This is a genomic window from Thermus altitudinis (assembly GCF_022760835.1).
Lineage (GTDB): Bacteria > Deinococcota > Deinococci > Deinococcales > Thermaceae > Thermus > Thermus altitudinis.
The window spans coordinates 6,023-31,847 of sequence record NZ_JAKTNQ010000025.1; the positions used below are offsets into that span (position 1 = coordinate 6,023).

Below are 25,825 nucleotides of genomic sequence, written 5' to 3' on the forward strand. Positions count from 1 at the left end.
CGCCATGTTGAGATGATAAGGGGTTGGCACTTAAGCTTCTTCGCTATTTCTGCTAGCACGTCTTTCTCCCGCTCCCTGATGAAATCTTCAAAGATGGCCACCGAATTAGGGGCTCCTGAAGACCCGTGGGCGAAGGAGCTCTCGGCAGCTGGGCTGATGAGGTGGCTTCCGAAGGTGGCCCTCACGCTGGCACCGGTCTTGCCATGCCCAGGGAGCACATCCGCGTGATAGAAGTCCGAGGGGTCTTTTTTGCCCTTGGCTTTGTTGGTGCTTTCGTCTAGCAACGTGGCGTTGAGGACGGATTCCATCCAGGGATGGGTAGCCCACGGCTTGGACCGACCCTTGGGGAAAAGGTGGTCAATCTGGAGGCTGCTTCCCCGGGGACTCCCATACACCAAGTTTCTCGCCCCGGCCAGAGCGATGAGGTTGAGAACCCCACTGTAGAGGGCACTCTTCCTATCCACGACGGTCTTGAAATCCATCCCTGGGGGGACGCTACCGGGAAGCCAGCTGGGCTTGCCGCCGCGACCCAAGATCCATGAGGTGACCGCCCGGAAGTCGGCCATGGCCGTGGTGTCCACGGACTTCTCGTAGCGCTCGTAGAACACGCTGTGCCAGTACCAGCAGTCCACCTTGTCGCGGGCGCCGGGAGCCCCGCTCCTCCTTTCTACGTGGATCAGGGCGGCGAGGGGGACGATCATCGCCCCGTAGGGGATCCACTCCGGCCCCAGGGCCCCGTAGTCCTTGACGATCCGCTCGTAGGCCTCCTCGAGGCAAGAAGCGGCCTCATCCCATAAGTCTAGAAAGGAGGAGAAGCTGTGGTCCGCGGGGCTCGTTACCGGACCCCCAGGGGAGGCGCCCGTTAGCCTGCTCACGACCCCATGGAGGTGGTTTAGAAGTGTGGCTTTTTTGACCGAACCCCCCGTGATCATGGCCATGACCCGGAGGATGTCGTCGGGTTCAACAAAGTCTTTACTGATCGGCCCTGCCAACCCAGGGTGCGTAGTGGGCAGTCTATTCCACAAGCTTCTAAGGTTTAGGCCGATAGGGTGGAGGAGAGGAAAGAGGTGAGCCACGGCCAGGTCAAACAGGGTGAGTTTCGTGCCCTTGGAGTTGACGTTTACGAACACTGAGGATATCGCGGAAACAATAGCCGAGGACCCAGTACCAGGCGAAAACGACAGCACGACGGCGTCAAGGTCGTAGTGGAGCAGTGAGTTCAAGGAACCAAATAGCTTGCCAAAAGAGGGAGCGTAGGGGCTGCTCGTTCCGGAGAGGTAAGCATCAAGCAGGCTGCCGGCGCTAGGCCCGGGCGCCATCAAGAGGTCATAGAGGGTAATCAAATGGGGCGGGTGAGGGCCGCTGATGGGGCCAAAGGGAAGAGCCTCCCCGCGGTACCACTCATCAACCAGGTCCTTGAATCCGGGCGAGCCATTACGCTCCACTACCACCGCTTCGTCAAAATCCCCCTTTAAGAACGGGTCTAGCTTCAAGAAGAAGCGTACCACCTTGCCCTTCGGGGGCAGGGGCAGGTTTGGGTGATGGAAGGCGTAGTACAGGGCGGAGATCCGCTGCTGGCCGTCTAGGACGGAGTAGGCGTGGGTGAGGGGGGGCGGGGGAGAAGAAGGAACCGCGTAGACGGCTTTGTGGTGGAAGGGGGGGCTGGTGGGGTTAAACTCAAGCAAAAGGATGACCCCGGCAAAGTCCCCCCGCACCAAGGAGACCAAAAGCTCCCGCACCTGCTCCGGCTTCCAAACGAGGTCCCTTTGGAACTCCGGAATCAGGAATTCATGGCTGCTCACCCTGCTCAAGAGATCGGGAAGCCTTAACCGCGTGTGCCCCTTCGTCAACGGCATGGGTTCACCTCCTTCGCAACCACTCTACTAAACACCCTCTTCCAAAAGCAACCGGGCTACCCCCCGCCAGAAGCGTTGTGTAGCGGGTTCCCTCCAAAGGCCCCTGCGCTTGCTTTCCCGCCAGGCTCGGTACAGGCCCGATCCCCCATCGGGGGAAAAGGGAAGCTCCAGAAAGGTGCGGAGCCTTCCGGGTATGCCTCGGAGGAAGTGGCGGTAGCGCCACCACCACTCCTCCCAATACTCCCAAGGCACCCTAAGGTGGGCGATTTCTGGCCAAAAAAGGGGATGGGGCAGGGCGGCGGCCGCAGCATACCCCCGGTACTCGGGGGGCTGGTCCTGGATGAGCCGGGCCACCCAGGCGGCCTCCTGCCCCCGGAACCGCCTCCAGGCCACCAGGTTGGCCAGGCTCTCCTCCACCACCCGGCCCCAGCTCTCCCCGTAGGGGTCGGGGTAGGGGTCCGCGGTGTCCATCAGGGCGTGGCCCAGCTCGTGGTAATAAACCTTGTCCTGGACCAGGGCAACGCGCACGCCTTTCTCCTCCGCCCACCCCACCACCCGCTCCGGGCAGAGGAAGATGACGGGGCCCTCGTGGTCCAGGAAGGCCTCCTCCGCCCCCTCCGTGCGGGCCTCCTCCTCCCCCAGGCGGAGGACCTCCTGCCTGAAGTCCCTCCCCTGCGCCCCCATGGCGGACCCCCTCACATAAAGCCCGACCGCCACCACGTCCTTCACCCTATTCCTTCGTGTGCTACTTGATCTGTCCCCCCAGGGTGTGAAAAAAGAGGGGGTGCTATGCCACAAGACCGTGAGCACCCCCTCTACCATCTTGACGCAGAGACCCTCATCGTGGCTACCTACATTTGGGTGGATGACGAACTCAAAGCCCTCGTCGCTCAAGGTTTCAAGCTCCCCAAAAAGCAAAAGCACCAAAAGGCCACCCTGGCCGAACTCCTGGCCCTCGCCATCTTCCTCCTCCGCAAGATGTTCCCCTACGGGGAAGCAGCCAGGGCCAGGACCTCGCCAAAGGCTACCTCGCGGCCAAGACTACCCTGAAGGCTTACTTCCCCTCCCTCCCCCACCTCTCCCGTTTCTACCGGATCCTCCAGAAGGCTCATGGGCTGCTGGCCCACCTCGCCTTAAAGCTCTCCGGGGGACAAGGCCTGCTCCAGGTGGTAGACCTCAAGCCCATCCCCCTGGCCCACGGCCACCGTATCCACGGCCTCTCTCTTCCTGAGGCCGCGGTGGGGGTGGGTCCCCTGGGAGCCTTTGGCGGGTACGTCCTTGTGCCGGTGATGAACGAGCGGGGCCTCTTCTTTCGTTGGACTCTTCTTCCCGGGAATGCCCGGGAGACCTGGGCAGGGGAGCTTCTGGAGGGTTTGCCCGCGGTCCTTGGTGACCGGGGTTTTCGCTGGGTCCAGGGGGTCAAGACACCTTCCTACCGGCTTAGGGGAGGAAAGGTGGTGGAGACGGGGTGGAGAGAGTGGGTCACGCGTCAGCGTAGCTTGTTGGGGAGGGTACGCAACTGGATCGAGACCCGGTTTAGCGTGATGGTACGCTCTTTGGGGCTTCACCGGATAGAGGTTCGGTCCTACTGGGGTCTAGTGGCCCGGGTGAACCTCATCCTGCTGGTCCACAACCTCATCCGTAGCCGGGTGCTCTTGAAAATGGCTAGGGGGGAGCTATGAGGTAGCACACGAAGGTATTCCAGTTCCGGAGGTCCTCCCCCCACCGGTCCAGGTCCTCCAGGGGGGCGAAGGGGTCCTCGTCGTCCCAAGGATCGCGCTCCCTCAGCTCCCGGAGGCGCCGCCGGAGGGGTTCCTCGGGGAAGAAGCGGCGGCGCTCCGGGGGGTAGAGGCGGTCCATCTGGGCCTCGTTCACCAGGTAGACGGGGATGCGGACGGCCAAGGCCATCATGGGGGCGTCCATGCGGGCGTATAGCCCTTCCCGGACGAAATCCAGCGCCTTCCCTGCGGGAGAACCCAGGTTGTGGACCGTGATGGGGATGTCCCTTCCCACGCTTCACCTCCTCAGGACCAGGATGGGGCCAACCCTCGCCAGACGAAAGACGGGTTTCGCAAAAAACGGATTGTTTTCATAGAAGCAAGACCTCCCCCTCGTAGACCTCCCGCCACCGCTCGGGCCGCTCCGTGTGGATGGGCAGGAGGTAGCGAGGCCGCAGGCGCTCCGCCACTTCCCGGAGGTCCGCCTCGGGAGCGTGGCCGGAGGTGTGGAAGGGGTTGCGCACCCCCTGGGGGTCCTGGGGAAGGGCGGCCAGGTCCTCGGGGAGGAGGCGGAGGTCCAGGGCCTCCAGCCAGCGGAGGAGGACCTCGAGGTCCAGGATCTGCTCCTGGTCGGCCCAGTAGGAGTTGCTGAAGATGTAGGCCCCCCGCCTCGGGACCCTCCCCGCCTTCCTCTCCAGAAGCCGCAGGTCCAGGAGGCGGTTCACCTCGTAGAAGCCCAGGGCCAGGAGGTAGCTCCCGAGGTCCTGCGCCACCTCCTCCGGGGAGGCCCCCTGTACCGGGGCTTCGTCCCAGAGGGCCCGCTCCCAGCCCGAGGTCCGGCTCTTCCCCTCCTTAAGGACCAGGACCTCGCCGAGGACCCTCTCCCAGGGGTCCGGTTCCGCCTCCGCCAACCCCCAGAGAAGGTAGGCGTCCTTGGCGGTGACCACGAGCCTCCGCCCCACCTCCCGGGCCACCTCCAGGCAGGAGAGGAGCCGCTCCAGGTTGCGGGGGGCGAAGTCCACCACCACCGGGGCCCCCTCCCACCGGGCCACCTCGGCGTGGAGGGCCTGCCTCACCTCCTCCTCCGTGCGGGCCCGCCCCGGCTCCCCGAGCCGCGTCCCCTCCACCAGGAGGAGGAAGACCTCCCGCCCCTCCAGGGCCCGGAGGAAGGCCTCCGTCTTGGCGCCCCAGCGGCCGTGGCGCCGCAGGTCCCCCGTGTAGACCACAAGCCCCTCGGGGGTCTCCACGGCGAAGGCCGCGGCCCCGGGGACGGAGTGGTCCACGGGAAGGGCCTCCACCCGGAAGGGCCCCAGGGCCAGGGGGGAGGAGGCCTCCTCCCAAGGGTGGCCCTCCAGGGTCTTCTGGACGGCGGGGGAGCGGTGGGGAAAGGCCCGGAGGCGTCCCCAAAGCCGGTAGGGCCGACGGAGGTAGCGCTTGCGGTCCCCTTCCAGGAGCCCCGTGTCCCCCTTGGGGAGCCTGGGGCTGAGGTAGGCCGCCTCTCCGTCCACGCCCGCCTGGGCGGTGTCCTGCATGGCCTTGACGATGGCGGCGGTGGCCGCGGTGGTCACCACGGGAAGGTCCTGCCGCAGGTAGCCCACGGACCCGGTGTGGTCCAGGTGGGCGTGGGAGAGGAGAAGGGCCAGAACCTTCCCCCGGTCCAGGGGAAGCCCCCCCAGCAGCTCCCGCTCCAGCTCCGTGGGCAGGAGGGTGTCCCCCGTCCCGTCCCGGTAGAGGCCGGGGACGGGGGGCAGAAGCCGGAGGAAGAGGAGGTCCCGAAGCCCGAGGCCCGAGGTGCGGGGGGAGAGGAACTCCGTGAAGAAGGCCCCCCAGCGGCCAAAGGGCCGGCCGAAGTCCAGGAGGAGCCCTCCCTCCTCCGTGTACAGGAGCACCTGGTTCCCCCCGATCTCCCCCAGGCCCCCGAAGAGCCAGACGGAGAGCCTGCCCAGGTCCACCCGGCGCATCCTCTCCCCCCTAGGCGGGGCGGGTGCCCTTCACCCGGCCCCGGGCGTCGTAGTGGTAGACGGTCCGCCCCCGGCGGACGATCACCGTGTCCGCCGTCCAGCCCAAGAGCTCGTCCTGGGTGGAGATCCCAAAGCCCCCGATCCGCCTCCCCCGCTCGTCGTACACGTCCAGATAGTTCCCCCTGCGCCGCACCGAAGCGATGGCCACGCCTACCTCCTTTCCGGCTCCACCACGTGGAGCTTCCAAAGGCTGCCCACCACCAGACGGCCGTTGCCGTAGACCATGCCGGTCATATCCTCGTCCCGAAGCAACTCCACCCAATCCCGGAGGTTCCGGGAGGCCAGGATGACCCCCTCGTTGGCTGCCACGAAGTACCATCCCCCGCCGTAGGCCACGCCGAAGAGGTCCCACTCCAGGTCCCGCCCCACCTTGTACCGCTTCCAGTCCCATCCGTCCTTGGAGGCCATCAAGGTCCCCGCGTTGCCCACGGCCAGGAAGCCCACCTCCGTGTACTCCACGGCGTTCATCCGGGCGGGAGCGTGGATCTTCTTCCAGTGCACCCCGTCCTTGGAGACCAGGATGCGGAAGGGGCCAACAACCACGAAGACCCCGGCCCCGTAGGCCATGTCGTGGAGCCAACCCCCGGCATCAATCTCGTCCACGAAGGTCCGGACCCGGAACGGCCCGGGGCCCTCCGTCCAGGGGGCGGCTCCCGTGGCCAGGGCCGCGAAGAGGAGGACCAAGGCCGCCCGTCCCACCTTTCCGCCCGCTCCGCGCCCCTCCATAAGTCCACCCGGCTTCAGGCTATCCCCGCCCTCTCCGGGGTAAAAGCCGGGTTTCGCAAAGGCCGGAGGCTTTTCAGGGAAAGAAGGTTTGGCTATGCTGGGGGCATGGGGGAAACCTCGTCCGAGGTGTGGACGGAGGGAGGGAGGCCGGGGCGCCCACCCGGCCTTTTGGGCCTTGCGGCCCTGAAGGAACTTCCCCGGTTGGACGCCGATCTTCTCCGGGAGCTTGGCCTCCACAAGGACAAGGTCCTCCGCCAGGGGCTTAAGCTCCTCCTCCTCGCCCTGGAGGCCCACAGGCTGGGGGCCGACCTCCGCTGGAACACGGGAGAAGTCCTGAAGGAGGGACTCCTGGAGTTTCTGCGGGAGGAGGAGAACGCCAGGAGGCTCCTCACCGCTCTGGCGAGGGAGGAGCGAGCCTTCCTGGGGCTCGCCGACGGGGCCTCCGCGGGGGACCTGCGAGAGGTGGTGGAGGAGCTCTACCTGAGGGACCATCCCCGGGGAGTGGTCCAGAAGCTTCTGAGAAAGCTGGGCCCCCTCCTTGCCACCCTCGCCCCTACGAGGCTGGGGGACCTGCCCCTGGACCGGGTGCCCGAGACCTGGGCCGCCGCCACCCCCCTGGTGGGAGCCTTCCGAGGAGTCTTCCTCCTTCTGGAAAGGTCCTACGGGTTGGACTCGGCGGCCTTTGAGCAGGCCATGGCCGCGAGCTGGGTGTTCCACTTCCTGAAGGAGCCTACAGGGACAGGGGACCCCTGCTCCTGCCCCTTTGGGAACGTGCATCCCTACCTGGAGGCGAAGAAGGTGAGGCGGGGGACCCAGGTGCTCCTCTACCGGGACGGGGCACCCGCAGGATGCACCTGCCAGGTGGCCCGGAACCAGCCCACGGGGAAAAGGGAGCTCTACGAGGCCTCCCGCCTGAACGACAAGGGGCCCAGGGTGCCCTCCCCCCCCTGGTCAAGCACTTTCCCGCCTGGTACGAGGCCCTGGCCAAGGCCTGGAAGGGCGGGGACCCCGAGCCCTGCCCCTTCCCTGAGGGGGGATACGACTGGGACCTGGTGGCGGAGTACCGCCACGCCCTCTGGGCCGCCCTGGCCTCCAGCCCGCACGGGGGGAAACCGTGACCCGACCCAGGCGCTCCTTCCAAAGCCTCCTTCTCCAGGCCCTGGTGGAGGCGGAGGCGGGAAACCTCGGCGCCCTGCAGGCGGAGGCTTTCCGGGAGGAAGCCCGGCGGCACCTCGCCATGGGCCCGCGGGGGGAGGACCCCATCGGCCAAGCCCTCTACCTGGGCAGAGAAGCCCTACACCGCCTCTCCTTGGGGGAGCGAGAAGGGGCCTGCGCGAAGCTCCTCCAGGCCCTGCGTCTCCACCCCTACCTCGGGGGAGGCTACGCCGCGAGGCTGGTGGAGGTCCTTTGTGGGGAGGGCGTGGCGGTGAAGCCCCCCCTCCAAGGGGAGTTCCTCCTCGCCTCGCCGGAAGCCCTCCTGGCCGCCCGGGTCCTGGCCTTCCTGGACGGGCTGCCCCCGGAGTTCTGGGGGGAGGTCCTCCGGGGCCCAAGACGGCCCCCGGCCGGGGAGGAGAGGGCCTCTAGGCCCTCCCGGCCGAAGGGGGAGAGGCGGGCCCCCTCTTCCCCGAGCCGCCCCAGGTTTCCCCTCGTCTACCGGCCCCGGTACCGGGACCGGGAGGAGCCCCGGGGGGAGGTCCAAGTATTGGGCCTCCTCTCCTTTAGGAACGAGTGGACCTTCGGGCGCAAGGAGCTCCGCCGCTGGGTGGGCCCGGGCCTGGAGATCAGGGAGGAGGACGGGGGTGGCTTCTGGCTCCGCCTCTTCCCGGAGTTCTGGGAACGCCACCCGGAAGCCGCCCTCCTGGTCCTGGAGGGGAGGGAGGCCCGGGTTCCAATCCCCCTTCTTACGGGAATGCCTCCCCTCCCCTTCCCCCGGGTCTTCCGCCGCGGGGAGGAGGTGACGGGGGAGGTCTGGTCCTGGGAGGACCTGAGGCCGAGGGCCCTCGCGGCCTTCCTGCGCGAGGTGGGGTATTACCGGGATCTCCTCCGGGTTTGGCTGGAGTACGGCCTGGGGACCGGCCGCCTGTCCTGGAAGAGGTTTAGGGAGGCCCTGAGGCTTCTGGAGGAGGAGCCCTGAGGCGGGGCGAAGTCCCGCCGGACCTGGCTAGAGCCCCTCGAGGGCCATGGTCACCTCGCCCACGGCCGTGAACCTTCCCCTTCGCGCCTCCAAGAAAAATGAGGAAGAGGGCCTCGAGGGGCAGGCTCTCCTCCCTTCCGAACACCTCCAGGATCGCCCTCGCCCTTTCCCTGGCGGCGAGGAGAAAGCGTTCCGTCTGCTCCTCGAGGTAGGGGCGGAGGATGTAGGCGAGGTCTTCGTCCCCAATCTCCACCCGGAAGGAAGGCGGCCTCTCCCTCTCCATCCTCACCTCCACCTGGAGGGGGTCTTCCCCGGGGGAGAAGACCCCCAGAACCTCCCCCGGAACCCTCCCCCTCAGGATCACCGGAAAGTCCACGAAGAGCGTACCGTCCAGGCCCGGGACGAGCCGCGCTTCAATGCGTTCGTGGCACCCCCACACTCCTTCCGTCCAACCGGACGCTCGCCCCGAGGCGCTGGATCCACTTCAAGAAGTCCCTTTTCGGCTTTCCCACCTTTTGACCTCCTCCTTGCCCGCCTCGAGGCACCGGCCACCGGAGGTCCCCTTCCCGCCAGGGGTGGGCCATCACCCGACGGGCGGCCGCACCCTCTTCCTCAAAGGTACCAGACGCTCTGCGAGCGGGCTTTCCTGGTCCTGGCCCGCAAGGGGGAAAGGCCCCTCCCCGAGCCCATAGAGGGGGACCGGAACCCGCACCTGGAGGGGAGGCGGAAGGCGCCCGCCCCCGGGGAGGCCGGGGAGCGCCGGGAGGAGGCCCAAAGGCCCGCCCCGGCCCCGCCCGGGCCCGAAGGCCCCCCGAAGCCCCAGAAGGAGGCGCGCCCGCCCGGGGAGCGGGGGCCGAGGCGGGACCCGGTGCGGGTTTGGCGGGCCCCGGAGGAGGAGGCCCCCGGAGGCCTCGGCCTGCCCCCGCCCCTCCCCAAGGGGCAGGTGATGGGCCTGGTGGGGGAGGGGCCCTACTACCTGGTGCTGAGGCCCGAGGCCCTGGCCCTCTGGTGGCCCAAGGTGGAGCGGCTCCTGCCCGAGTTCCCGAGGAAGTACGAGGTGCGGTGGTACCCCGACGGGAGCCGGGCGGTGGTGGCCTGGGACCTCGAGGCCCTCAAGGTGTGGTACAAGCGGGTGCTGAGGGGGTAGCTGGGGGAGGGGAAGCCCGTACGCGTTCTTTGGGCGGGCTTGAGCATCCCTCTCAGCGCGCACCTGGTCAGGGATGGCTTCGGTCAAGCTTGACAGGCTTTGACTAACTAGCTAGCATAACTACTGAGGAAAGTTATGGTTGACCCTAACCAGGTCATCTACCCCAGAAGCCGCCTCCAGCTGGTGGCCGTCCTCTTCAACGGGGGAGCGAACTCCTACTCCGTGGCCCTGGTCCGGTGGAGGGAGGAGGAGACCGAGGGGGAGGTGTGGCCCTACGCCCTGGGCATCCGCTGGAACGGCGGCCCGGACCCCAAGGATAAGGGGGGGCCCCTAAGCAGCGGCCGCCCCATCTGGTACATCCTGCCCAAAGACCTGGTGCCCTGGGTCCTCGAGGGCCTGCTCCAGCGCCCCGAGACCGACAGGACGGCCTTGGCCCTGGCCCGGGAGAAGCTCCTGGGGAAGGGAGAAGAAAAGCGTTAGCGAGAGGGGGTAATAGCGATGGGAAGAAAGTGCCAAGACCAGCTTGAGGGATTCAAAGAATGGGCGCCCACGGTGTGGAGGATCCTAATGGAGCAGGACTATGTGAAAAGCCATCCCGCCGCGCTGGAGTACGCCCTTCTCTACGGTGTGGTGGGCGTCGGTTGGCGACTTGACCCGGGCCACGCCGTCCCGGAGTGCCTGGAGGAGTACCGCAAGGGGCACGAGGCAACCTATAAGGACGCGTCATCGCCGGTCCCCCTTGCCCTGGCCAAGATGAAACCCGGGGACCTCGTGTGGTTCATGGCCAAGCCGAAAAAGAAGGGGAACGTGCTCGCGAGGGTAGGGGAAAGAGAATTCAACCTCCTCCAGGGCGCTTTCACGGAGTACGTTCTTTACATCGGCCTCGTCGTCGGTTTCTGGGAGTACCAGAACACCCCTCTGGCCCAGCTCAGCGATATGATTTCGGTCGTCCCCATCTTGCACTTGAGAGCGTTTACATTGGAAAAAAGCGAAGGGAAATGGAAGGTCAAGGACTGGGGCGGCTTTTCCCCGGAACCGGGAGACGAGGAACGGGTGGGACAGATCGCCGAGCGCTTTGAACAACGCGGGACTATATCCCGCCTTGTAAACCCCGAGGAACTCACCGAATTCTCCAAGCGCGTCTGGTACCAGCTGGTCTACCGTCGGCGGGCCATGTTCCGGCCTCCCTCGGACCTCCCCCCATTTGGGCTCTAACCCCATAGCAACCCGGAGGGAGGAGCCCATCCTGCCTACTTTACTTTTCCTTCCTGCCAGCCTCGGGGCCATCGTTTTGTATTCCTACCTAACTGCAATGCTACACCTGAACTCAAAATTGGCCCTAGATCGTAGCTCTTAGAGTAAAGTAGGAACATATCCGCTTTATTTGGCGCCTAAAAGCTCTGGCTGAGGGTATGGAGATATAAATAGCTTCGTGGCCGACCCCCGCCACATGGAGCTTGACCCCAAGGCCTTCCTCTCCAAGGCCTACGCGGCGGAAAGGAGGAGGCTTATCGGGGAAAAGGCCCTTCCCCGGGTCCTTCCCGGGCTAAGGCCTGAGGGGACGGTCTACCTGGCGGCGGCGGACGGGGAGCTCATGGTCTCCCTCATCCAGTCCAACTACCAGGGGTTCGGCTCCGGGGTCTTGGTGCCGGGGACGGGGATCGCCCTGCAGAACCGGGGCCTGGGGTTTTCCCTGGAGGAAGGCCACCCGAACCGGGTGGGGCCGGGAAAGAGGCCCTTCCACACTATCATCCCGGGCTTTCTCACGAGGGAAGGAAAGCCCCTTGGGCCCTTCGGGGTCATGGGGGGGTTCATGCAGCCCCAGGGGCACGTCCAGGTGGTGGTGGCCCTGGCGGACTTTGGCCTGAACCCCCAGGCGGCCCTGGACCGGCCCCGCTGGCAGGTGGTGCCGGGGGACGAGGTGCTTCTTGAGCCTGGCATCCCCCAGGCCACGGCCCTCTTCCTCAAGGACCTGGGGCACCGGGTGCGCTACGAGGCGGAGTACGGGCTTTTCGGGCGGGGGCAGGCGGTCTTCCGCCTGGGGGAGGCCCTCGTGGGGGCGAGCGACCCCCGGGCCGAGGGGCTCGCCCTGGCGTGGTAGTATGGAGCCATGAAGGCAAAGAGGGTTTTCTTGGGGCTTCTCGCCCTCCTGGGCGGGCTCGGCGGGGCGGAGGGGCTTGGGGACCCCATGGGGGGGCTGGAACGGGGGGCGGAGGTGCTCCTCCGCCTCTTTACGGAGGAGGTCCGCGAGGAGGCCTTTGCTCCGGGCTTCCTCGCCCAGGTGCCCGCGGCCCAGGTGGCGGCCATCGTGGCCCAGCTGAAGGCCAATCTGGGAGAGCTCAAAGGGGTGCAGCCCCTGGATCCGGAGAGGTACCTCTTGGAGCTTGAGCGGGGGTACGTGCACGCCCGCATCAGCCTGGACCGGGAAGGGCGCATCGCGGGCCTCTTCTTTGAGCCCCCCATAGCCAAGCTGGGAAGCCTCGAGGAGGCCCTGGAGGCCTTCCGGGCCCTCCCGGGGCGGGTGGGGCTATGGGTGGAGCGGGACGGGAAGCCCGTCTTGGCCCTGGAGGAGGACACGCCTTTGGCCGTGGCCTCGGCCTTCAAGCTTCTGGTCCTCGCCGCCTTGCGCGAGGAGGTGGAGGCGGGGAGGCGGGCGTGGGACGAGGTGGTCCGCCTGGAGGAGGCGTGGAAGAGCCTACCTTCCGGTTTGCTCCAGAGTTGGCCGGAAGGAAGCCCCTTGACCCTCCACACCCTGGCGGCCCTCATGATCTCCCTCTCCGACAACACCGCCACGGACGCCCTCATCGCCCTCCTCGGGCGGGAGCGCCTCGAGGCCCTCTCCCCCCGCAACCGCCCCTTCCTCACCACCAGGGAGGCCTTCGGCCTCGCCGCCCGGGGAAACCGGGACCTCTTGGCGGCCTTCCGCGACGGGGACCTGGAGGCCAAGCGCCAGGCCCTGGAGGCCCTGAGGGCCCGAGGCCTCCCCTCGGTGACGGACCTGCCCTTAGACCCTGGAGACTGGCCGCCCGAGGCGGACTGGCGCTTTACCCCGAGGGAGCTTTGCCGCTGGATGGCGAAGGTGGCGGACCTTCCCCTCATGGGCATCAACCCCGGGGTGGCCGCCTTCGGCTGGGACCGGGTGGCCTACAAGGGGGGCTCGAGGCCCGGGGTGCTGAGCCTGGTCCACAGCCTTTCCCGCGGCGACAACCGCTACTGCGTGGCCTTCGTGTGGAACGGGGAGGAGGTGGACGAGCTCAAGGCCTTCACCCTCTACGGGGGGCTTTTGGACCTCCTTCCCTAAAGCGGATAGGCAAACCCCAGAAGGCTCTTCGCCCCGATCCGTTCCTGTAGGTCCCGGGGCATGGGAGAGAGGCGCGCCTTCTGCAGGGCAAGGTGGGCCTTGAGCCCTTCCTCCAAGGCCCTTCGCCAGGAGGGGGGTGCGGCCTTGCCCAGGTTGAGGTAGGCCCGGACGGGTCTTCCGGCGAAAGCCCGCCCCCAGAACTCCGCGAAGGCGGCGGGAACCTGGCCTTCCGGCACGGGCAAGGGGGGTAGGCGGAGGTGCTCGCCCTCTAGGGCGAAGAGGGCGTGGAAGCCCAGGCGCATGACCAACTTTCCTCCCGGGGGAAGCCAGCCTTGGCGTCCTAGGGCCTCGGGGTCGGCGGAGGCCAGGTATAGGCGGCCTTCCCGTTCCATTCGCCGTAGCTCGGCGAGCACGTCCTCCGGCTCCGCCTTGCCGAGGAGCTCCTCGGCCCGTTCGTGCAGGGCCTGGAGGCCCGGGCCGAAGAGGGGGGTGGCGTGGAGGAGGAGGCGTCCTGGGTACCGTTCCCGAAGGGCTTCCGCCAGGGCCAGGTGGGCGCCGAAGGGGGGTCGGGTCATCAAAAGAAGGACGCGGTCGTAAAGGGCGAGAAGCCGCTTGCAGGCCCCTTCTAAACTCTCCTTGATTGGATCCCAGATGCCTTCGTGTGCTACTTGATCTGGACCCTCGGGATGTGAAAAAAGAGGGGGTGCTATGCAGCAAGATCGTGAGCACCCCCTTTACTATCTTGACGCGGAAACCCTTCTGGTGGCTACCTACATTTGGGTGGATGACGAACTCAAGGCCTTGCAAGCTCAGGACTTCAAGCTCCCCCCAAAGCAAAAGCACCAGAAGGCTACCCTGGCCGAGCTCCTAACCCTCGCCATCTTTCTCCTTTTGCAAGGCCAAGACCTCGCCAAAGGCTACTTGGCCGCCAAGACCACCCTCAAGGCCTACTTCCCCTCCCTCCCCCACCTCTCCCGCTTCTACCGGGTCCTTCAGAAGGCCCAGGGGTTGTTGGCTCACCTGGCCATGAGGCTCTCTGGGGGACAAGGCCTCCTGCAGGTGGTGGACCTCAAGCCTATCCCCCTGGCCCACGGCCACCGCATCCACGGCCTCTCTCTTCCCGAGGCCGCGATGGGGGTAGGACCTCTGGGGGCTTTCGCGGGCTACGTCCTCATGCCAGTGATGAACGAGCGGGGTCTCTTCTTTCGTTGGGCCATTCTCCCCGGTAATGCCCGGGAGACCTGGGGGAGGGACCTGCTGGACGGTCTGCCCGCGGTCCTCGGGGACCGGGGCTTTCGTTGGGTCCAGGGAGTCAAGACACCACCCTATCGGGTCAGGGGAGGAAGGGTGGTGGAGACGGGGTGGAGAGGGTGGATGGGAAGGGTACGGAACTGGATAGAGACCCGCTTCAGCGTGATGGTGCGGTCTTTGGGGCTTCATCGGATAGAGGCCCGGTCCTACTGGGGGCTGGTGGCCCGGGTGAACCTCATCCTGCTTGTTCACAACCTCATACGTAGCCGGGTGCTTCTCAGGATGGCCGGGGTGGAGCTATGAGGTAGCACACGAAGGAATAAGCGCACCCCAAACCCCGGCCCCGCGAGGGCCGGGGGTTCGTTTGGGTTTCCCCCTTGGCCATGACCCCACCCCCAGGGGCGGGGAAGAGGAGGTTTGCCGATGGAGAAGAAGGCGTGGTTCCAGGAGGTTTCGCTGGCGAAGGTCTTTGAGACGATGGTGGACCTGGAGGGGGCCCGGGCCGCCCTCCGCTTTTTATCGGGAAAGGGGGCCGGGCCCCTCTCCCCGGACGCCCCGCCCCCGCCCGAGGTGGAGGCGGAGCTTCAGGCCTTCGCGGAGGCCCTCACCCCGGAGCGCCTCTCCGGGGCCATCCGCCTGGCTCCCGAGGGGGTCCACCTCTTCGGGGGGGCCTTCTTCCTGCCCTACGGGGACGGGTGGGCCTACGGGGAAGGGTTGCAGCGGGCCCATACGTGGGCGGCCTGGATGTGGTCCCTCGGCCACTACGAGGAGACCTGGGAGGTCCTGGAGCGCCTCCTGCCCGGGAAGAAGAAGGGGACGCCGCAGCTGCCAAGGCGTAGGCACCCCGCATACAGGCTCCTCCTCTCCTACGGGGACTACCTCGCCCTGACCCACACCCCTCGGGACCCGGTGGCCTGGGCCTGGCTCCTGGACCTGGACCCCTCGCGGGTGAGGGAGGTGGTGGACCGGGCCCTGGCCCAATGGCTCCGGGACGAGGAGGCCTCCCGGGACTTCCGCGAGGCCTTCCAGCCCTGGGAGGTCTTACGGCACCTTGGGAACCCAGCAGCCTACCTCCACGCCCGCAGGCTCCTGGCCCTGGACGGGGAACGCTTCTTCCGGGAGTGGCGCCGCCACCCCGAGGCCCTGCTCTCCTTCCTCTCCCTGGGGCACGTCTCCCTGGACTGGGAGGCCTACCGGGGGCTCCTGCGCCGGGGGTACGCCCTCCTCCGGGCCCAGGGCTGGGGGGAGGGGGAGGCCCGCTGGCTCCTGGCCTACCCGAGCCTCACCCGGGGCGTGCGCAAGGAACCTCCCTTCGCGGAAGGGCGGGTGCCCAGGGAGCTTCTCTCCCGGCTTCTCTCCCTCCTCCTCCGGGCGGGGATCCTGCAGGAGCCCGGGCGGGGGCTCCCCTGGTTGCGCGAGCTGGACCACGAGGATTGGGGCCTCCTCCTGGGCCTCCTGGCGGAGGACCCGGACCCCTCGCCCGCCCAGGAGGAGGCCATGGTGGCGGTGCTGCGGGCCTGGGGCCGCGGGCCGGGGGAGGAGGATGCCCTCCTGGCCCTTCCCCTCCTAAAGCGGGCCCTGGAGGAGCCCTGGCGCTTCGCCGCCCTCCGGGACAAGAACCTGGGGCTTAGGGCCCTGGCGGAGCGGGCCCTGGGGAGGCCCGAGCCCCTCTTCCCGGGGCCCTTCGCCCGTGGGGGGCTGGTGGCGGTGGAGCTCCTCTCCCCCGAGGCCCTGGAGGAGGAGGGCAAGGCCATGGGGCACTGCCTGGGGAGGGAGGCCTGGACCTGGGTCTTCCTGGGCGAGAAGCGGTTCTTCGGCCTGCGGGACGGGGAGGGCCGCCCCGTGGCCACCCTGGCCCTCTGGCGGGCCCCCGAGGGCTGGCGGGCGGCGGAGGTGCGGGGCCCGGGGAACGCGGAGGTGTCCCCGGAGGTGCGAGCCTTCGCCCAGGAGCTGGCCGAGGCGGCCCAGGCCCCGCAAAGCCTCGCCCTCTAGGAGCCCTTGAGCCCCTCCAGGAAGCGGTGGACGGCCAGGAGCCCCAGGAAGGCCTCCCCCGCCTCCTCCAGGGGGACCTCCTGGAGGCTTAAGCCTTCCCTCAGGGCCAGCACGAAGCCCCCCTCCACCGCCACCCCCTCCGCCCGGAGGGCCAGGGCGTAGGCCCCCACCTGGAGGAGGTGCTCCGGGTAGGCCCGGGGGGAGGTCTTCAGGTCCACCACCACCACCCTCCCCCCCAGCCGGGCCACCAGGTCCACCCGCCCGGCGTAGCGGTGCTCCGGGTGGAAGACCGCCTCCTCGGAGCGCAAGGCCTCGCCCCCGTTCCCGTCCCACCAGTCCGCCAGGGCGAGGGCCATCCCCCGAAGGGGCTCCTCCTCGGGGAAGGGAGGCCTTTGCCCCTTGAGGTAGGCCTCCGCCCAGGCGTGGAAGTCGGTCCCCTGCCCCGCGGCCCTCTGGGAGGCCTTACGGTGAGCCTTGGCCGCGCCGTCCAGGATGCGGTCCACGTCCTCGGGGCCGAGGACGAGCCCCGGCACGAGCTCGCCCCGAAGGTAGTCCACCACCTGGCGCACGGCCCACTCGTGCAACTTCTTGTTGAGAAGCCCGGTGATCTCCGTGACGGAGGGGACCTTCTCCCAGGTCTCCCCGTCCTGGGAGGCCTCTAGCCGCCCCCGTTCCGGCGGTAGCGGAGGCGCCAGCCCCCGGGGCAGTCCTTGAACAGCCAGTCTTGATACACGCACCACCCCCGAAGCCCTGGCTGGGCTCTCTACAGGTTACCCCGGCCCGGGGCTAGGCCACCCGCCACTTGGGGGTCTGGCGGAAGAGCTCCAAGAGGCCCCGCTCCCGTTGGGATAGCGGTACCGGGGGCCCTGGTGGGGGTGGAAGCCTCCTGCATTGCGTGGCCCAGCCCCGGAGGGGGACCTGACGGCAGTGCCCCATCTATCGGGCTTGGGATTTTCCATCTCTTCTCCTCACTTTCATGTTGGCTTTGCACCCCTCCCCCACCCCGCCCTCAGCCCTCGCGGGAAGAGGGTTCAGGGCGTGGGAAATGAGGTAGAGAAGGGAGAGAAAGAAGAGGGGAATGGGAAGGAGTGGGGGGAAGAAGCGGGATTTGGTTGTGGTTGGGGAGGTGGGGTGATAAGATGGGAGTGAGGATGAGAGAAGGACTTGGGCTGGAGGTCTGGGACCACCCCGAGGAGCGGAGGCGGGTGGTGGGGGAGGCGTTGGCGCGGTGGGACGAGGGTGCCCTCAAGGAGGCCCTCTGGGCCTACCTCGTGCGCCACCGCAAGAAGCCCGACCGGGCGGCCCCCCATTACGTGGGCTACTTCGTCCGCTGGCTCGCCCTCAAGGGGAGGCGGTGGCCCCATCTGGAGCCCGAGGACCCCAAGGCCTTCCTCCTGGAGGCCAAGGAGAGGGGCTTCCCCGGAGGGGAAAGGGGGCCCCTCTCCTGGGGCACCGTGGAGCGGGCCCGGGCAAGCCTCAGGCACCTCTTCCCCTTCCTGGACTGGGCCGGGCATCCCATGCCCCCCCATGTGCGCCTCCCCTCCCGCCAGGAGCTTCCCGTGGTCGCCCCCTCCCGGGCCATGCCCGAGGAGGCCTACCAGGACCTCCTGGAAAAGGCCGGGGCCTATCCCCTCGCCTACTGGCGTCCCCTCCTCCGGGTCCTCCTCGTCCTCCTGGGGGAGGTGGGCCTCACGGTGAAGGAGGTGGCGGACCTCTGGAAGGAGGACGTGCGGGAGAAGAGCCTACTGGTGCGGGGGACCAAGCTCCGGGAGGTCCCCCTCTCCCCCTTCGCCCGGGAGGTCCTCTCGGACTGGCTCCCCCAGAGGGAGTTCCTGGCGGGGCACCAACCCCTCCCCTACCCCCATCTCCTCCTCAAGCCCGCCCCCGGGAAGAACCGGGGGAAGCCCCTGGGCCTGGAGGAGGCCAAGTGGATCCTCACCGAGTTCGCCGACTTCGCCGGGGTGAAGGCGGAGGGGAAGAGGCGGGCCGACCTCGCCCTCCCCTTGCGCTGGCGGGCCATCCGCAGGTTCCTCAAGGAGGGCCACCCCAGGGAGAAGGTGGCCTACTGGACCGGGATGAAAAGCCTCGTGGTGCCGGAGTGGGGGGAGGAGGGGTGAGGGGTGGGGGAGATCCTCACCCGCAACTCTCCCCCACCCCCGCCGAGCCAGCTAGCGCAGAGTCGGGAACTTTGCCTTGTTGAAGCTGTACCGCTCTACCCCCCGTCCCCGAGAAATGAGGACGTCAAAGGACTCGGCCCGGGTGACCGCCGCCCGCAGGTTGCCAGGGAGGCTGTTGTAGTTGGTGGACAGGACGAAGTAGCCATCGTAAACCGATGGCTTGGAGTTGCTCTGCGGGATACTCAGGACACCCTTACTCCACTTATTTAGGGTCGCCGGAAGCCTGCCAAGCTCTTTGCCTTCGGCATCATAGAAAACCATTGAGATCCCCTGGAAGAGAGCGTCAGGGTCGCTATAGCTCTTAAGCCGGGGATCAAACACGTAGAGCAGAACGTCCAAAACGGGAATCACTTCCGGCTTTGCCTCGGTCTTCTGGGCGTAGGCCTTGCACACGTTATAGACACTTCCCCAGGAGCTTTGGAAGGTCACATCCCCGTTGGCCCCGCTGACCGTGGCCTCGCCTGGGTTAGATTCCTTGGAACCCGCCATCCCGGCGGCGTACCCAGCATCGCACGCCTCCTTGCGGGCCTCTTCGCTGGGCGAGAACAGGGGGTACACCCAGCCAGCCACCACGGGTTGGGAGGGCGTGGGTTCCGTCCTACCGGGCTGGGTAGCCGAGCCCCCGCCCAGGGCCTCGGAGCCCGAGGTCATGGTGGGAGCGCAAGCCCCCAAAGCCAGCAAGAGGGCCAACAAGAGGGAAGACCGCCACATTCGTCCACTTTTTCCAAGCATCATACCTCTTCCATAGTAGCACAGGTTGCCACGCCTGGGCCCAAGAGGTCGTGTCAAGAGTTATGTGTAGTTATGTGTAAGAGTCTGTGTACGGGGGGCATACCGCTCCTGAAGCATCTTCTCCAGCACCTCCTTCACCTCCGAGAACCCCTTTAGTTTCCGTTCTGCCCACCTCCCTTCCTGCCTCTCCGACTCCAGGTAAAGGAGCTTGTATACCGCCTCCGCCTTGGGAAACTTGTGGTCCCGCACCTTCGTCCCCCGCCGTAGCTCCCGGATAAACCGCTCCATCAGGTTGGTGCTCCGCAGGTACGGCCAAAGCACCTTGGAGTACCCGTAGAAGCGCAGGAAGGCTCCGGAATCCTCAAGGTGTTTCCCTACGGGAAAGCAACCACCCAAAGCCCCACCACCCCCGGGTACCCCGACCCCCAGGTCCCCTTCACCTCCTCCAGGACCCGCAGGGCCTCCTCCCGGCTCTCCGCCCCGTACACCCGCCTCAGGTCCTCCGCCAGCAGGGCCCGGTCCCGGGAGCGCACCTGGGACAGGCTCCACCGCACCCCGTGCACCACGCACCGCACCCGCCGCAGGCCCCGCTGCCAAAGCTCCCCCAGGACCCCCTCCCATCCCAGGGCGCTCTCCGGGGGCAAAAGCCAAAACCCCAAGACCCGCCTCTCCCCATCAGGGGCGATGCCCAGGGCCACATACACCGTTTCCCGCACAATCCCTTCCCCTTCCCTGAAGACCTTTAGGGAAAGCCCGTCCAGGTAGACGAAGGCCATCTCCTCGGGCAAAAGCCGGGTGCGGAAGGCTCCTGCCGCCTCCAGGACTTGGTCGGTCAGAGCGCTTAGGGTCTCGTGGGAGTAGCGGTGGCCTAAGAGCAGGCTCAATATCTCGGCCGCCTTGCGCTGACTGACCCCGGCGGCGTAAAGGGCTACCGCCACTTCCCCCACGTCCACCAGGCGGCGGGCGTAGGGCTTAAGGAAAGCCGGGTAATACCGAGATTCCCGATCCCTAGGGACCTTCAGGTCCACCTGGCCGAAGGTGGTCTCCAGCTTGCGGGGGTAGTAGCCGTTCCTGCGCCCCCCGTGCACCTGCAAGAAGGCTGTCCGGTCCAGCTCCAGAACCGTCTGCAGAACCTCGGCTACTGTCTCCCGCACCGCTTCCCTCAGCAAGATCCGCAAGGTATCCTGGTCCACGGGGCACCTCCTCGTGCTAAGGTGTGCCCCCCTATTAAACACGGACCCTTACACATAAATCCTTACACGACCGCTTAAGGTGTAGTGATTTCAAATGCTTTCGCCCTTTGGAGGCGAGGAAGAGACAAAAGCAATCCCCCTCGAAGAGGAAATCCTTCTCGCCTGGCGTGTCTTTTCCACCGCCTTGCCGCCCAACTTTCTCGGCCCCGTGAGCGCTTCCCTACACACCCTGGTGAGAGAGGCGGAGGGCAAGGAAGGGGCCGAGCTCGAGGCGTACGCGTGGGAGCGTCTGGAAGAGCTCGCCCGGACCTCGGTCGTCAAGGACGCGATCCAGAGCTTTTTGGAGGTGGCGGCGGAGAAGCCCGAGGTCCTCCGGGCGGGGCTTTTGTGGTTCAGGACGTGGAATCGCCTCTCCCCGGAGGAGCGGGAAGCCCTTTACAGGAAGGCCGAACGGTTCAAGCCCACGGCGGAGCTCGCTTCCAAGGCCTCCTTTCTCCAGGGCCCTCCTCCGCCCCCTAAGCCCCTTTCCCCTTCCGTTCAAGCCGCCCGTTCTTCCCCGCCCCGCTTCACCCCCACGCCCGAGCAGGAGGAGGCCGTGCGGGCGTTCCTCTCCCGCGAGGACATGAAGCTCGTGGCCGTGGCGGGGAGCGGCAAGACCACCACTTTGCGCCTCATGGCCCAGAGCGCTCCTAAAGAGCGCCTTCTCTACGTAGCCTTCAACCGTTCCGTGCGCGATGAGGCGGAGCGCACCTTCCCCGAGAACGTTGAGGTCCTCACCCTTCACGGCCTGGCCCACCGCCACGTGGTGAGGGGAAGCGGGGCCTACCAGAGAAAGCTCGCGGCGAGGGACGGCCGGGTCACGCCGGGGGACGTCCTCGAGGCCCTGGAGCTTCCCAGGGAACGCTACGCCCTCGCCTACGTGATCCGGAGCACCTTGGAGGCCTTTCTCCGCTCGGCCTCGGAGGTGCCCACTCCCGCTCACATCCCCCCGGAGTACCGGGAGGTCCTCCAGCGCCGCGACAAGGACCCCTTCTCGGAGAGGTACGTCCTCAAGGCGGTGAGGCTCATCTGGAAGCTGATGCAGGACCCCGACGACTCCTTTCCCCTCTCCTTCGACGGCTTCGTCAAGATCTGGGCCCAGGCGGGGGCCAAGATCCGGGGGAACGACGCGGTCTTGGTGGACGAGGCCCAAGACCTCTCCCCCGTCTTCCTGCAGGTCCTCGAGGCCCACCGGGGGGAGCTCCGCCGGGTCTACGTGGGGGACCCGCGCCAGCAGATCTACGGCTGGCGCGGGGCGGTGAACGCCATGGACAAGCTGGACGCCCCGGAGAGGAAGCTCACCTGGAGCTTCCGCTTCGGCGAGGACCTCGCTCGGGGAGTGAGGCGGTTCCTGGCCCACGTGGGCTCCCCCATCGAGCTTCACGGCAAGGCCCCTTGGGACACGGAGGTCTCTCTGGCCCGCCCCGAACCCCCTTACACCGCCCTCTGCAGGACGAACGCGGGGGCGGTGGAGGCCGTCACCAGCTTCCTCCTCGAGGAGGGGCGGGAGGGCGCGAGGGTCTTCGTGGTCGGCGGCGTGGATGAGATCGCATGGCTTCTTCGGGACGCTCACCTTCTCAAGGTGGGGGGCGAGCGGGAAAAGCCTCACCCGGAGCTCGCCCTGGTGGAGAACTGGGAGGAGCTCGAGGAGCTCGCCAAGGAAGTCAACCACCCCCAGGCCCGGATGCTCGTCCGGCTCGCGCGCAGGTACGACCTCCTGGAGCTCGCTAGGCTTCTGAAGCACGCTCAGGCCGACGAAGAGGGGAAGGCGGACCTCGTGGTCTCCACCCTCCACAAGGCCAAGGGGAGAGAGTGGGACCGGGTGGTGCTCTGGGGGGACTTCATCCCCGTGTGGGACGAGAAGGTCCGGGAGTTCTACCGCAAGCAGGGGGCCTTGGACGAGCTCAAGGAGGAGGAGAATGTTGTCTACGTGGCCCTCACGCGGGCGCGGAGGTTCCTCGGGCTCGACCAGCTGCCGGACCTCCACGAGCGCTTCTTCCAGGGCGAAGGGCTCGTGAAGCCCCCTTCGGTCTCCCCGCTTTCGGTGGGCGGGGCGGGCGTGAGCGCTGACCTTCTGCGGGAGTTGGAGGTGAGGGTGCTCGCCAAGCTCGAGGACCGCTTGAAGGAGGTGGCAGAGGTCCTGGCGGCCCTCCTCGTGGAGGAGGCCTCTAAAGCAGTAGCAGAGGCCATGCGGGAGATGGGGCTCCTCGGAGAGGAGGGTTAGCCTTTCCCCTCGCTCTATGTGCACGCTCTTAGTGCCCGTCGAAACGTAGGGCCCCTCCCTTGGGGTGTGGGGGAAAGGCGCGGAGATTTTGACACACACAAAGTCTCCCACTCCGGAGCTGCCGCCGAGACCTCACCTCCGGGAATCCTTCAAGGCCCTGCTCTTTCTCCTCCACGGCCCCAGCAAGGCCAGACCCAGCACGGCCGGACCAAGTCTACCCTGCCCCCTCCTGTTCGCCGAACCGCTACCCTCGGTTCATCCGGGCCATACAAGAAAAGTGCGCAAGGAAAGCCCGGGATCAGGAAGAACCGGAGGGAGGCGAACATCGAGGCCGCCCCCCTCCTCCGGCCTTCCAGCCCCTTGAAGCCTCTTACACGCGAAGAAAGGCCTACCGTGCCGTGGCTACCCTCCCAGGATCCAGCGGAGAATCCTCCAGAGAAGCCCCTTGGGCTTGGCCCGGGAAGGCTCGGGCTTGGAGGCCTGGATGGGCCCGCCCTTCCTCGCCCACTCCAGGGCTTCCTTGGCCCTGGCGTCCACCCACCTCATCTCCGGGGTGCTACACCGGGGTTTGTGGCGGAAGGTGACCCTCAGGAGCCCCTTGAGCCTGGCCACGCCTTCCAAGGCCCGGTTCAGGTCCTGCCGCCCGTTGCGCTTCCCGTTCTGGAGGTGCTCCACCACGGACTCGTTGTCGCAGAAGACGGTAACCGGGGTCTGGGGCCCGAGGGTCAGGAGCACCACCTCCAGGGCCAGCTTGACCACCCAAGCCTCGGCCAGGGTGGAGTCCCCCACGGGGAGAGCCAGGGAAGCGGAAAACCTCCCCCCACCCTTGGCCTGCACCAGGCCGAGGACCGCCAAGCCGCCAACCCCCCTCTCGGGATCCACCGAAGCGTCCGTGTACACCACCACCGGCTTGTTCACCTTTCTCCTCCTTCCTAAAGAACGGGGCGGCCGGTCTCCCGGCCGCCCTTCTTGCCCACGCTCTTCCCTACTCGCCCTCGGCGAAGCCCAGAAGAGCCTCCAGGGCCACCAGCTCGTAGAGGTCCTCGCTCTCCTCCAGGGACTGGGTGAGGCCAAAGGCGGCGAGATCGTTGGGGCCAAACCGCCTCTTCAAGGCCCGCTTGCGGCGCTTCAGCGCCTTCCGGACCAGGGTGTCCGCCCACGGGGGGATGTCCAGGTCGGGATCGTGGAGGGCCTCGAGGTGGTCCCAAAGGGCGGTGCACACCAGAAGGAGCGGGGCTAGCGCGGGGTGCTTCTCCCAAAGGCTCCCCTCCAGGAAGCGCCGGAAGGCCTTCATCTCCTCGTAGGCCTGGCTGGGAAAATCCAGGGCGTAGAGCTCAAGCCACCCCTCCACCACCCGCCTCAGGTCGTCCTTGGTGAGCGGCACCAGCCTGGGCTCGGAGGCGGCGTCCTCCCGCACTCGAAGCTTCAAGAGGGGTTCGTCCTCCGCGAGGGGGAGGCGGCCAAGCAGGAGGCGGAGGAGGTGGAGCTTCACCCTGACCCGGTCCTCCAGAAACATCCCGGCCTCCTGTTCCAGCTCCTGGAGGGCTTCCGTCAGGCTCCACCAGTAGGCGAGGGGCGCCTCCGCAAGGGCCTCCAGAACCTCCTCGGGAAGCTCCGGCCCCGGGAGGAGGTCCACCTCGGCCTCCGCCTCCGAGGCCTCCCCGGGCTCGGGGTCCTGGTTCAGCACCCCGTCCGCCCAGTCCAACCAGTAGCGGTACTCCTCCAGAGCCTCCCGGTCCTCCCAGTCGAGGTCTTCTTCGATCTCCCAACCCATGTCGTCGTCCCAGAGCATGCTTTTCCTCCTTTCCGTTGAGAAGGCCGCCCGGCCTTCGGCCGGGCTAACCGCTTCCCCCTAGGCCCGTTCCAAAGGGGGCTTGGGGGGGTACCCCCCCTCATCAACCTCCAGGGGCCGTTAGGCCCACCCTTTTACTTCTCACTTCATTCCCTTTTCACTCCTTGGTCTGGGGCGGCCCTTCTGGGCCGCCCCGTGTTTTCTTAGCTTTTTATGGGGTGTGGGGGAAAACGAAAAAACCCCGCTCAGAACAGGATTTTCACGCGTTTTTCGCTTGAATTATGAAAGGGGGAAGAAACCTACCCTTTCTTAAAGAAGAGCCCTTCGCCCTGGCTCAAGAGCTTCTCCCGAGACTTCCACAAACTGATGTTGCCCCGGGCCCTAGGCTCGGGAAGCCCGAGCTCGTCCGTGAGGTAGCGGAAAAGCTCCTCCTCCGAGAAAATCCGCCCGCCGAAGCGTTCCCGAGCCCTCTCGATGTACGACTCCCTGGACCTCTTGGAGGCCCTTTTAACCCCCTTGGCGCTTGAGGAGCTGGCCCGGCGGAGCCCCCTCACCCGCACCCGCAAGACCTCCTCCACCTCCCGCCAAACGTCGCCCCGGCCCCTCTCGTAAAGGAGGAGGCCCCAGTCCTCTTCCCCCTCCCGCTTGGGCTCGAGGCGGAAGATGTGGTCGGCGTTGGCGGCGATGGCCCCGGAGCCCCGGGGACCGCTGTTACCCTTGGTGGCGTGGTGGATGACCACAAGGCCCACCAAGGGCTCCCTCCCCGACGGCGAGATGGCCCGCTTGAGCCGGGCCATGACCTCGTCCATGGCCTTGGCCTCGTTCTCGCTCTGTTGAGGAGGGACCAGCTTGATAAGGGAATCCACCACCACCAAGGCAGGAGCCTTCTTCTCTTCGGCTAGACGCTGAATGGCCTGCAGGGCGCGCTCCAGCTCCCTCACGTCGTTGAAGGGAAGAATGTGCTCGGTGAGGCCCTCGGCCCCCAGGGTTTGGGCGTACTTCCTCAGGTGGGCGTACCGGGTCTCCGTGGCGTGGTAGAGGTAGAAGCGCAGGTCCAGGGGTGCCCTCACGCGCCAGGACCTGGAGCGCACCGCATCGCCCCCGTCCTCGTTCGGTGAATCCGGCGCGGCCCTCTCCCCATCGGGCCAGCCCAAGAGGGCCACCGCCGCCCGGCTCTTGCCCACCTTGGCCTCGCCGTAGAGGAGGGCCACCTCCCCGGCAAGAAGGACGCCGCTCAAGGCCCCCCCTTGCCAGACCTGTAAGATCGGCCTGGCGCCCTCCTCTTTGTCGCGCCGGCTCTTTAGTCTTCGGAGAAAAGAGCGGGCTTCCTCAAGGGTCATCCCGCCAGACGCCTTCGCCGCGGACAACTCGGAGGTGGATCCCATCTTGGAACCCCATGATATCCCGGGGAAAAGAGGCAGGCATTTAGACTGTAACCGTTATGAAGCCGAATGGGTCACCCCAGAACCCCAGACTTGACCGTTATACCGCATAGAGCCCCAGGAACCTGAGGGCGGAGAGG

The 25,825-nt window shown here is 67.0% G+C and carries 23 protein-coding genes and 3 pseudogenes; 12 read left to right on the forward strand and 14 right to left on the reverse strand.

The window, feature by feature from the left end; translation table 11 throughout:
- The coding region (locus tag L0D16_RS09150; RefSeq protein ID WP_243031524.1) for a DUF262 domain-containing protein at nucleotides 1-1,856 on the reverse strand (1,856 nt) is incomplete at its 3' end.
- A gap of 27 nt (nucleotides 1,857-1,883) precedes the next feature.
- Nucleotides 1,884-2,585 carry a hypothetical protein gene (locus L0D16_RS09155; RefSeq protein ID WP_243031525.1) on the reverse strand — a complete coding sequence of 234 codons (702 nt, stop codon included), beginning with the start codon at nucleotides 2,583-2,585 and terminating at the stop codon, nucleotides 1,884-1,886.
- A 60-nt stretch (nucleotides 2,586-2,645) separates the two neighbouring features.
- On the opposite strand from L0D16_RS09155, the pseudogene L0D16_RS12590 reads away from it, so the two are divergent.
- Nucleotides 2,646-3,538: pseudogene (locus L0D16_RS12590) on the forward strand (transposase family protein).
- Here the strand turns inward: L0D16_RS12590 and L0D16_RS09170 are convergent.
- From L0D16_RS09170 to L0D16_RS09185, 4 genes are all read right to left on the reverse strand, one after another.
- Complete coding sequence (locus L0D16_RS09170) at nucleotides 3,522-3,869, reverse strand: hypothetical protein (protein ID WP_243031527.1); 348 nt, start codon at nucleotides 3,867-3,869, stop codon at nucleotides 3,522-3,524. The pseudogene L0D16_RS12590 and the gene L0D16_RS09170 sit on opposite strands and share 17 nt — an antisense overlap.
- Nucleotides 3,870-3,945: 76 nt before the next feature.
- The gene (locus L0D16_RS09175) at nucleotides 3,946-5,535 is read right to left on the reverse strand and encodes an MBL fold metallo-hydrolase (protein WP_243031528.1); all 1,590 of its coding nucleotides are present in this window, start codon (nucleotides 5,533-5,535) and stop codon (nucleotides 3,946-3,948) included.
- 10 nt (nucleotides 5,536-5,545) lie between these two features.
- A complete protein-coding gene (locus tag L0D16_RS09180) occupies nucleotides 5,546-5,743 on the reverse strand; it encodes a hypothetical protein (protein ID WP_038039435.1) in 198 nt (65 codons plus the stop codon).
- A 2-nt stretch (nucleotides 5,744-5,745) separates the two neighbouring features.
- A complete protein-coding gene (locus L0D16_RS09185) occupies nucleotides 5,746-6,321 on the reverse strand; it encodes a hypothetical protein (RefSeq protein ID WP_126200087.1) in 576 nt (191 codons plus the stop codon).
- 848 nt (nucleotides 6,322-7,169) lie between these two features.
- Here L0D16_RS09185 and L0D16_RS09190 point away from each other — a divergent pair.
- Complete coding sequence (locus L0D16_RS09190; RefSeq protein WP_243031529.1) at nucleotides 7,170-7,439, forward strand: hypothetical protein; 270 nt, start codon at nucleotides 7,170-7,172, stop codon at nucleotides 7,437-7,439.
- Nucleotides 7,436-8,455 (forward strand): hypothetical protein, encoded by a 1,020-nt coding sequence (locus L0D16_RS09195; protein ID WP_243031530.1) that lies wholly within the window; start codon nucleotides 7,436-7,438, stop codon nucleotides 8,453-8,455. The genes L0D16_RS09190 and L0D16_RS09195 overlap by 4 nt, the downstream gene beginning before the upstream one ends.
- On the opposite strand, the gene L0D16_RS09200 is transcribed toward L0D16_RS09195, so the two are convergent.
- A complete protein-coding gene (locus L0D16_RS09200) occupies nucleotides 8,418-8,894 on the reverse strand; it encodes a hypothetical protein (RefSeq protein ID WP_041444561.1) in 477 nt (158 codons plus the stop codon). The genes L0D16_RS09195 and L0D16_RS09200 overlap by 38 nt on opposite strands.
- Nucleotides 8,895-9,323: 429 nt before the next feature.
- Between L0D16_RS09200 and L0D16_RS09205 the strand changes: the two genes are divergently transcribed.
- The 5 genes and pseudogenes from L0D16_RS09205 (at nucleotide 9,324) to L0D16_RS09225 (ending at nucleotide 12,903) form a co-directional block, all read left to right on the forward strand.
- The gene (locus tag L0D16_RS09205) at nucleotides 9,324-9,602 is read left to right on the forward strand and encodes a hypothetical protein (RefSeq protein WP_243031531.1); all 279 of its coding nucleotides are present in this window, start codon (nucleotides 9,324-9,326) and stop codon (nucleotides 9,600-9,602) included.
- Nucleotides 9,603-9,737: 135 nt separating this feature from the next.
- On the forward strand, nucleotides 9,738-10,082 hold the full coding sequence (locus L0D16_RS09210; protein ID WP_012477503.1) for a hypothetical protein: 345 nt from the start codon (nucleotides 9,738-9,740) through the stop codon (nucleotides 10,080-10,082).
- A gap of 87 nt (nucleotides 10,083-10,169) precedes the next feature.
- Nucleotides 10,170-10,817, forward strand: coding sequence for a hypothetical protein (locus tag L0D16_RS09215; RefSeq protein WP_243031532.1), 648 nt, complete (start codon nucleotides 10,170-10,172; stop codon nucleotides 10,815-10,817).
- A 202-nt stretch (nucleotides 10,818-11,019) separates the two neighbouring features.
- Nucleotides 11,020-11,703: pseudogene (locus L0D16_RS09220) on the forward strand (gamma-glutamyltransferase); the annotation flags it as partial.
- 9 nt (nucleotides 11,704-11,712) lie between these two features.
- Complete coding sequence (locus L0D16_RS09225) at nucleotides 11,713-12,903, forward strand: serine hydrolase (protein WP_243031533.1); 1,191 nt, start codon at nucleotides 11,713-11,715, stop codon at nucleotides 12,901-12,903.
- Here L0D16_RS09225 and L0D16_RS09230 read toward each other — a convergent pair.
- The gene (locus L0D16_RS09230; protein ID WP_243031534.1) at nucleotides 12,900-13,478 is read right to left on the reverse strand and encodes a hypothetical protein; all 579 of its coding nucleotides are present in this window, start codon (nucleotides 13,476-13,478) and stop codon (nucleotides 12,900-12,902) included. The two genes, L0D16_RS09225 and L0D16_RS09230, sit on opposite strands and share 4 nt — an antisense overlap.
- A gap of 133 nt (nucleotides 13,479-13,611) precedes the next feature.
- Between L0D16_RS09230 and L0D16_RS09235 the strand changes: the two genes are divergently transcribed.
- Nucleotides 13,612-14,457 carry a transposase gene (locus L0D16_RS09235; protein WP_014628970.1) on the forward strand — a complete coding sequence of 282 codons (846 nt, stop codon included), beginning with the start codon at nucleotides 13,612-13,614 and terminating at the stop codon, nucleotides 14,455-14,457.
- Between the two features lie 120 nt (nucleotides 14,458-14,577).
- Nucleotides 14,578-16,146 carry a hypothetical protein gene (locus L0D16_RS09240; RefSeq protein ID WP_173278866.1) on the forward strand — a complete coding sequence of 523 codons (1,569 nt, stop codon included), beginning with the start codon at nucleotides 14,578-14,580 and terminating at the stop codon, nucleotides 16,144-16,146.
- On the opposite strand, the gene L0D16_RS12595 is transcribed toward L0D16_RS09240, so the two are convergent.
- On the reverse strand, nucleotides 16,143-16,883 hold the full coding sequence (locus L0D16_RS12595) for a CRISPR-associated protein Cas4 (protein WP_243031535.1): 741 nt from the start codon (nucleotides 16,881-16,883) through the stop codon (nucleotides 16,143-16,145). The genes L0D16_RS09240 and L0D16_RS12595 overlap by 4 nt on opposite strands.
- Nucleotides 16,884-17,297: 414 nt before the next feature.
- Between L0D16_RS12595 and L0D16_RS09250 the strand changes: the two genes are divergently transcribed.
- On the forward strand, nucleotides 17,298-18,263 hold the full coding sequence (locus L0D16_RS09250) for a site-specific integrase (RefSeq protein ID WP_243031536.1): 966 nt from the start codon (nucleotides 17,298-17,300) through the stop codon (nucleotides 18,261-18,263).
- A 51-nt stretch (nucleotides 18,264-18,314) separates the two neighbouring features.
- Here the strand turns inward: L0D16_RS09250 and L0D16_RS09255 are convergent, their stop codons facing one another.
- Together L0D16_RS09255 and L0D16_RS09260 are read right to left on the reverse strand one after the other, a co-directional pair.
- Entirely contained in the window at nucleotides 18,315-19,034 is a 720-nt protein-coding gene (locus L0D16_RS09255; RefSeq protein WP_022799625.1) for a hypothetical protein, read from the reverse strand.
- An 81-nt stretch (nucleotides 19,035-19,115) separates the two neighbouring features.
- A pseudogene (locus L0D16_RS09260) lies at nucleotides 19,116-20,290 on the reverse strand (IS256 family transposase).
- Nucleotides 20,291-20,480: 190 nt separating this feature from the next.
- On the opposite strand from L0D16_RS09260, the gene L0D16_RS09265 reads away from it, so the two are divergent.
- The gene (locus L0D16_RS09265) at nucleotides 20,481-22,511 is read left to right on the forward strand and encodes a UvrD-helicase domain-containing protein (protein WP_243031537.1); all 2,031 of its coding nucleotides are present in this window, start codon (nucleotides 20,481-20,483) and stop codon (nucleotides 22,509-22,511) included.
- A gap of 402 nt (nucleotides 22,512-22,913) precedes the next feature.
- Here L0D16_RS09265 and L0D16_RS09270 read toward each other — a convergent pair whose 3' ends face one another.
- From L0D16_RS09270 to L0D16_RS09280, 3 genes are all read right to left on the reverse strand, one after another.
- The gene (locus L0D16_RS09270; protein ID WP_243031538.1) at nucleotides 22,914-23,429 is read right to left on the reverse strand and encodes a ribonuclease H family protein; all 516 of its coding nucleotides are present in this window, start codon (nucleotides 23,427-23,429) and stop codon (nucleotides 22,914-22,916) included.
- Between the two features lie 67 nt (nucleotides 23,430-23,496).
- Nucleotides 23,497-24,303 (reverse strand): hypothetical protein, encoded by an 807-nt coding sequence (locus L0D16_RS09275; protein ID WP_243031539.1) that lies wholly within the window; start codon nucleotides 24,301-24,303, stop codon nucleotides 23,497-23,499.
- 299 nt (nucleotides 24,304-24,602) lie between these two features.
- Nucleotides 24,603-25,541, reverse strand: coding sequence for an AAA family ATPase (locus L0D16_RS09280; protein ID WP_243031540.1), 939 nt, complete (start codon nucleotides 25,539-25,541; stop codon nucleotides 24,603-24,605).
- Nucleotides 25,542-25,825: the final 284 nt, after the last annotated feature.

Excerpts from the sequence above, each read along its gene's own strand:
- L0D16_RS09240 (WP_173278866.1), top strand. The coding sequence starts at position 14,578 with ATGGAGAAGAAGGCGTGGTTCCAGGAGGTTTCGCTGGCGAAGGTCTTT.
- L0D16_RS09175 (WP_243031528.1), bottom strand. The coding sequence starts at position 5,535 with ATGCGCCGGGTGGACCTGGGCAGGCTCTCCGTCTGGCTCTTCGGGGGC.
- L0D16_RS09210 (WP_012477503.1), top strand. The coding sequence starts at position 9,738 with ATGGTTGACCCTAACCAGGTCATCTACCCCAGAAGCCGCCTCCAGCTG.
- L0D16_RS09215 (WP_243031532.1), top strand. The coding sequence starts at position 10,170 with ATGGAGCAGGACTATGTGAAAAGCCATCCCGCCGCGCTGGAGTACGCC.
- L0D16_RS09255 (WP_022799625.1), bottom strand. The coding sequence starts at position 19,034 with ATGTGGCGGTCTTCCCTCTTGTTGGCCCTCTTGCTGGCTTTGGGGGCT.
- L0D16_RS09230 (WP_243031534.1), bottom strand. The coding sequence starts at position 13,478 with ATGACCCGACCCCCCTTCGGCGCCCACCTGGCCCTGGCGGAAGCCCTT.
- L0D16_RS09250 (WP_243031536.1), top strand. The coding sequence starts at position 17,298 with ATGAGAGAAGGACTTGGGCTGGAGGTCTGGGACCACCCCGAGGAGCGG.
- L0D16_RS09275 (WP_243031539.1), bottom strand. The coding sequence starts at position 24,303 with ATGCTCTGGGACGACGACATGGGTTGGGAGATCGAAGAAGACCTCGAC.
- L0D16_RS09235 (WP_014628970.1), top strand. The coding sequence starts at position 13,612 with ATGCAGCAAGATCGTGAGCACCCCCTTTACTATCTTGACGCGGAAACC.
- L0D16_RS09225 (WP_243031533.1), top strand. The coding sequence starts at position 11,713 with ATGAAGGCAAAGAGGGTTTTCTTGGGGCTTCTCGCCCTCCTGGGCGGG.
- L0D16_RS09185 (WP_126200087.1), bottom strand. The coding sequence starts at position 6,321 with ATGGAGGGGCGCGGAGCGGGCGGAAAGGTGGGACGGGCGGCCTTGGTC.
- L0D16_RS09190 (WP_243031529.1), top strand. The coding sequence starts at position 7,170 with ATGCACCTGCCAGGTGGCCCGGAACCAGCCCACGGGGAAAAGGGAGCT.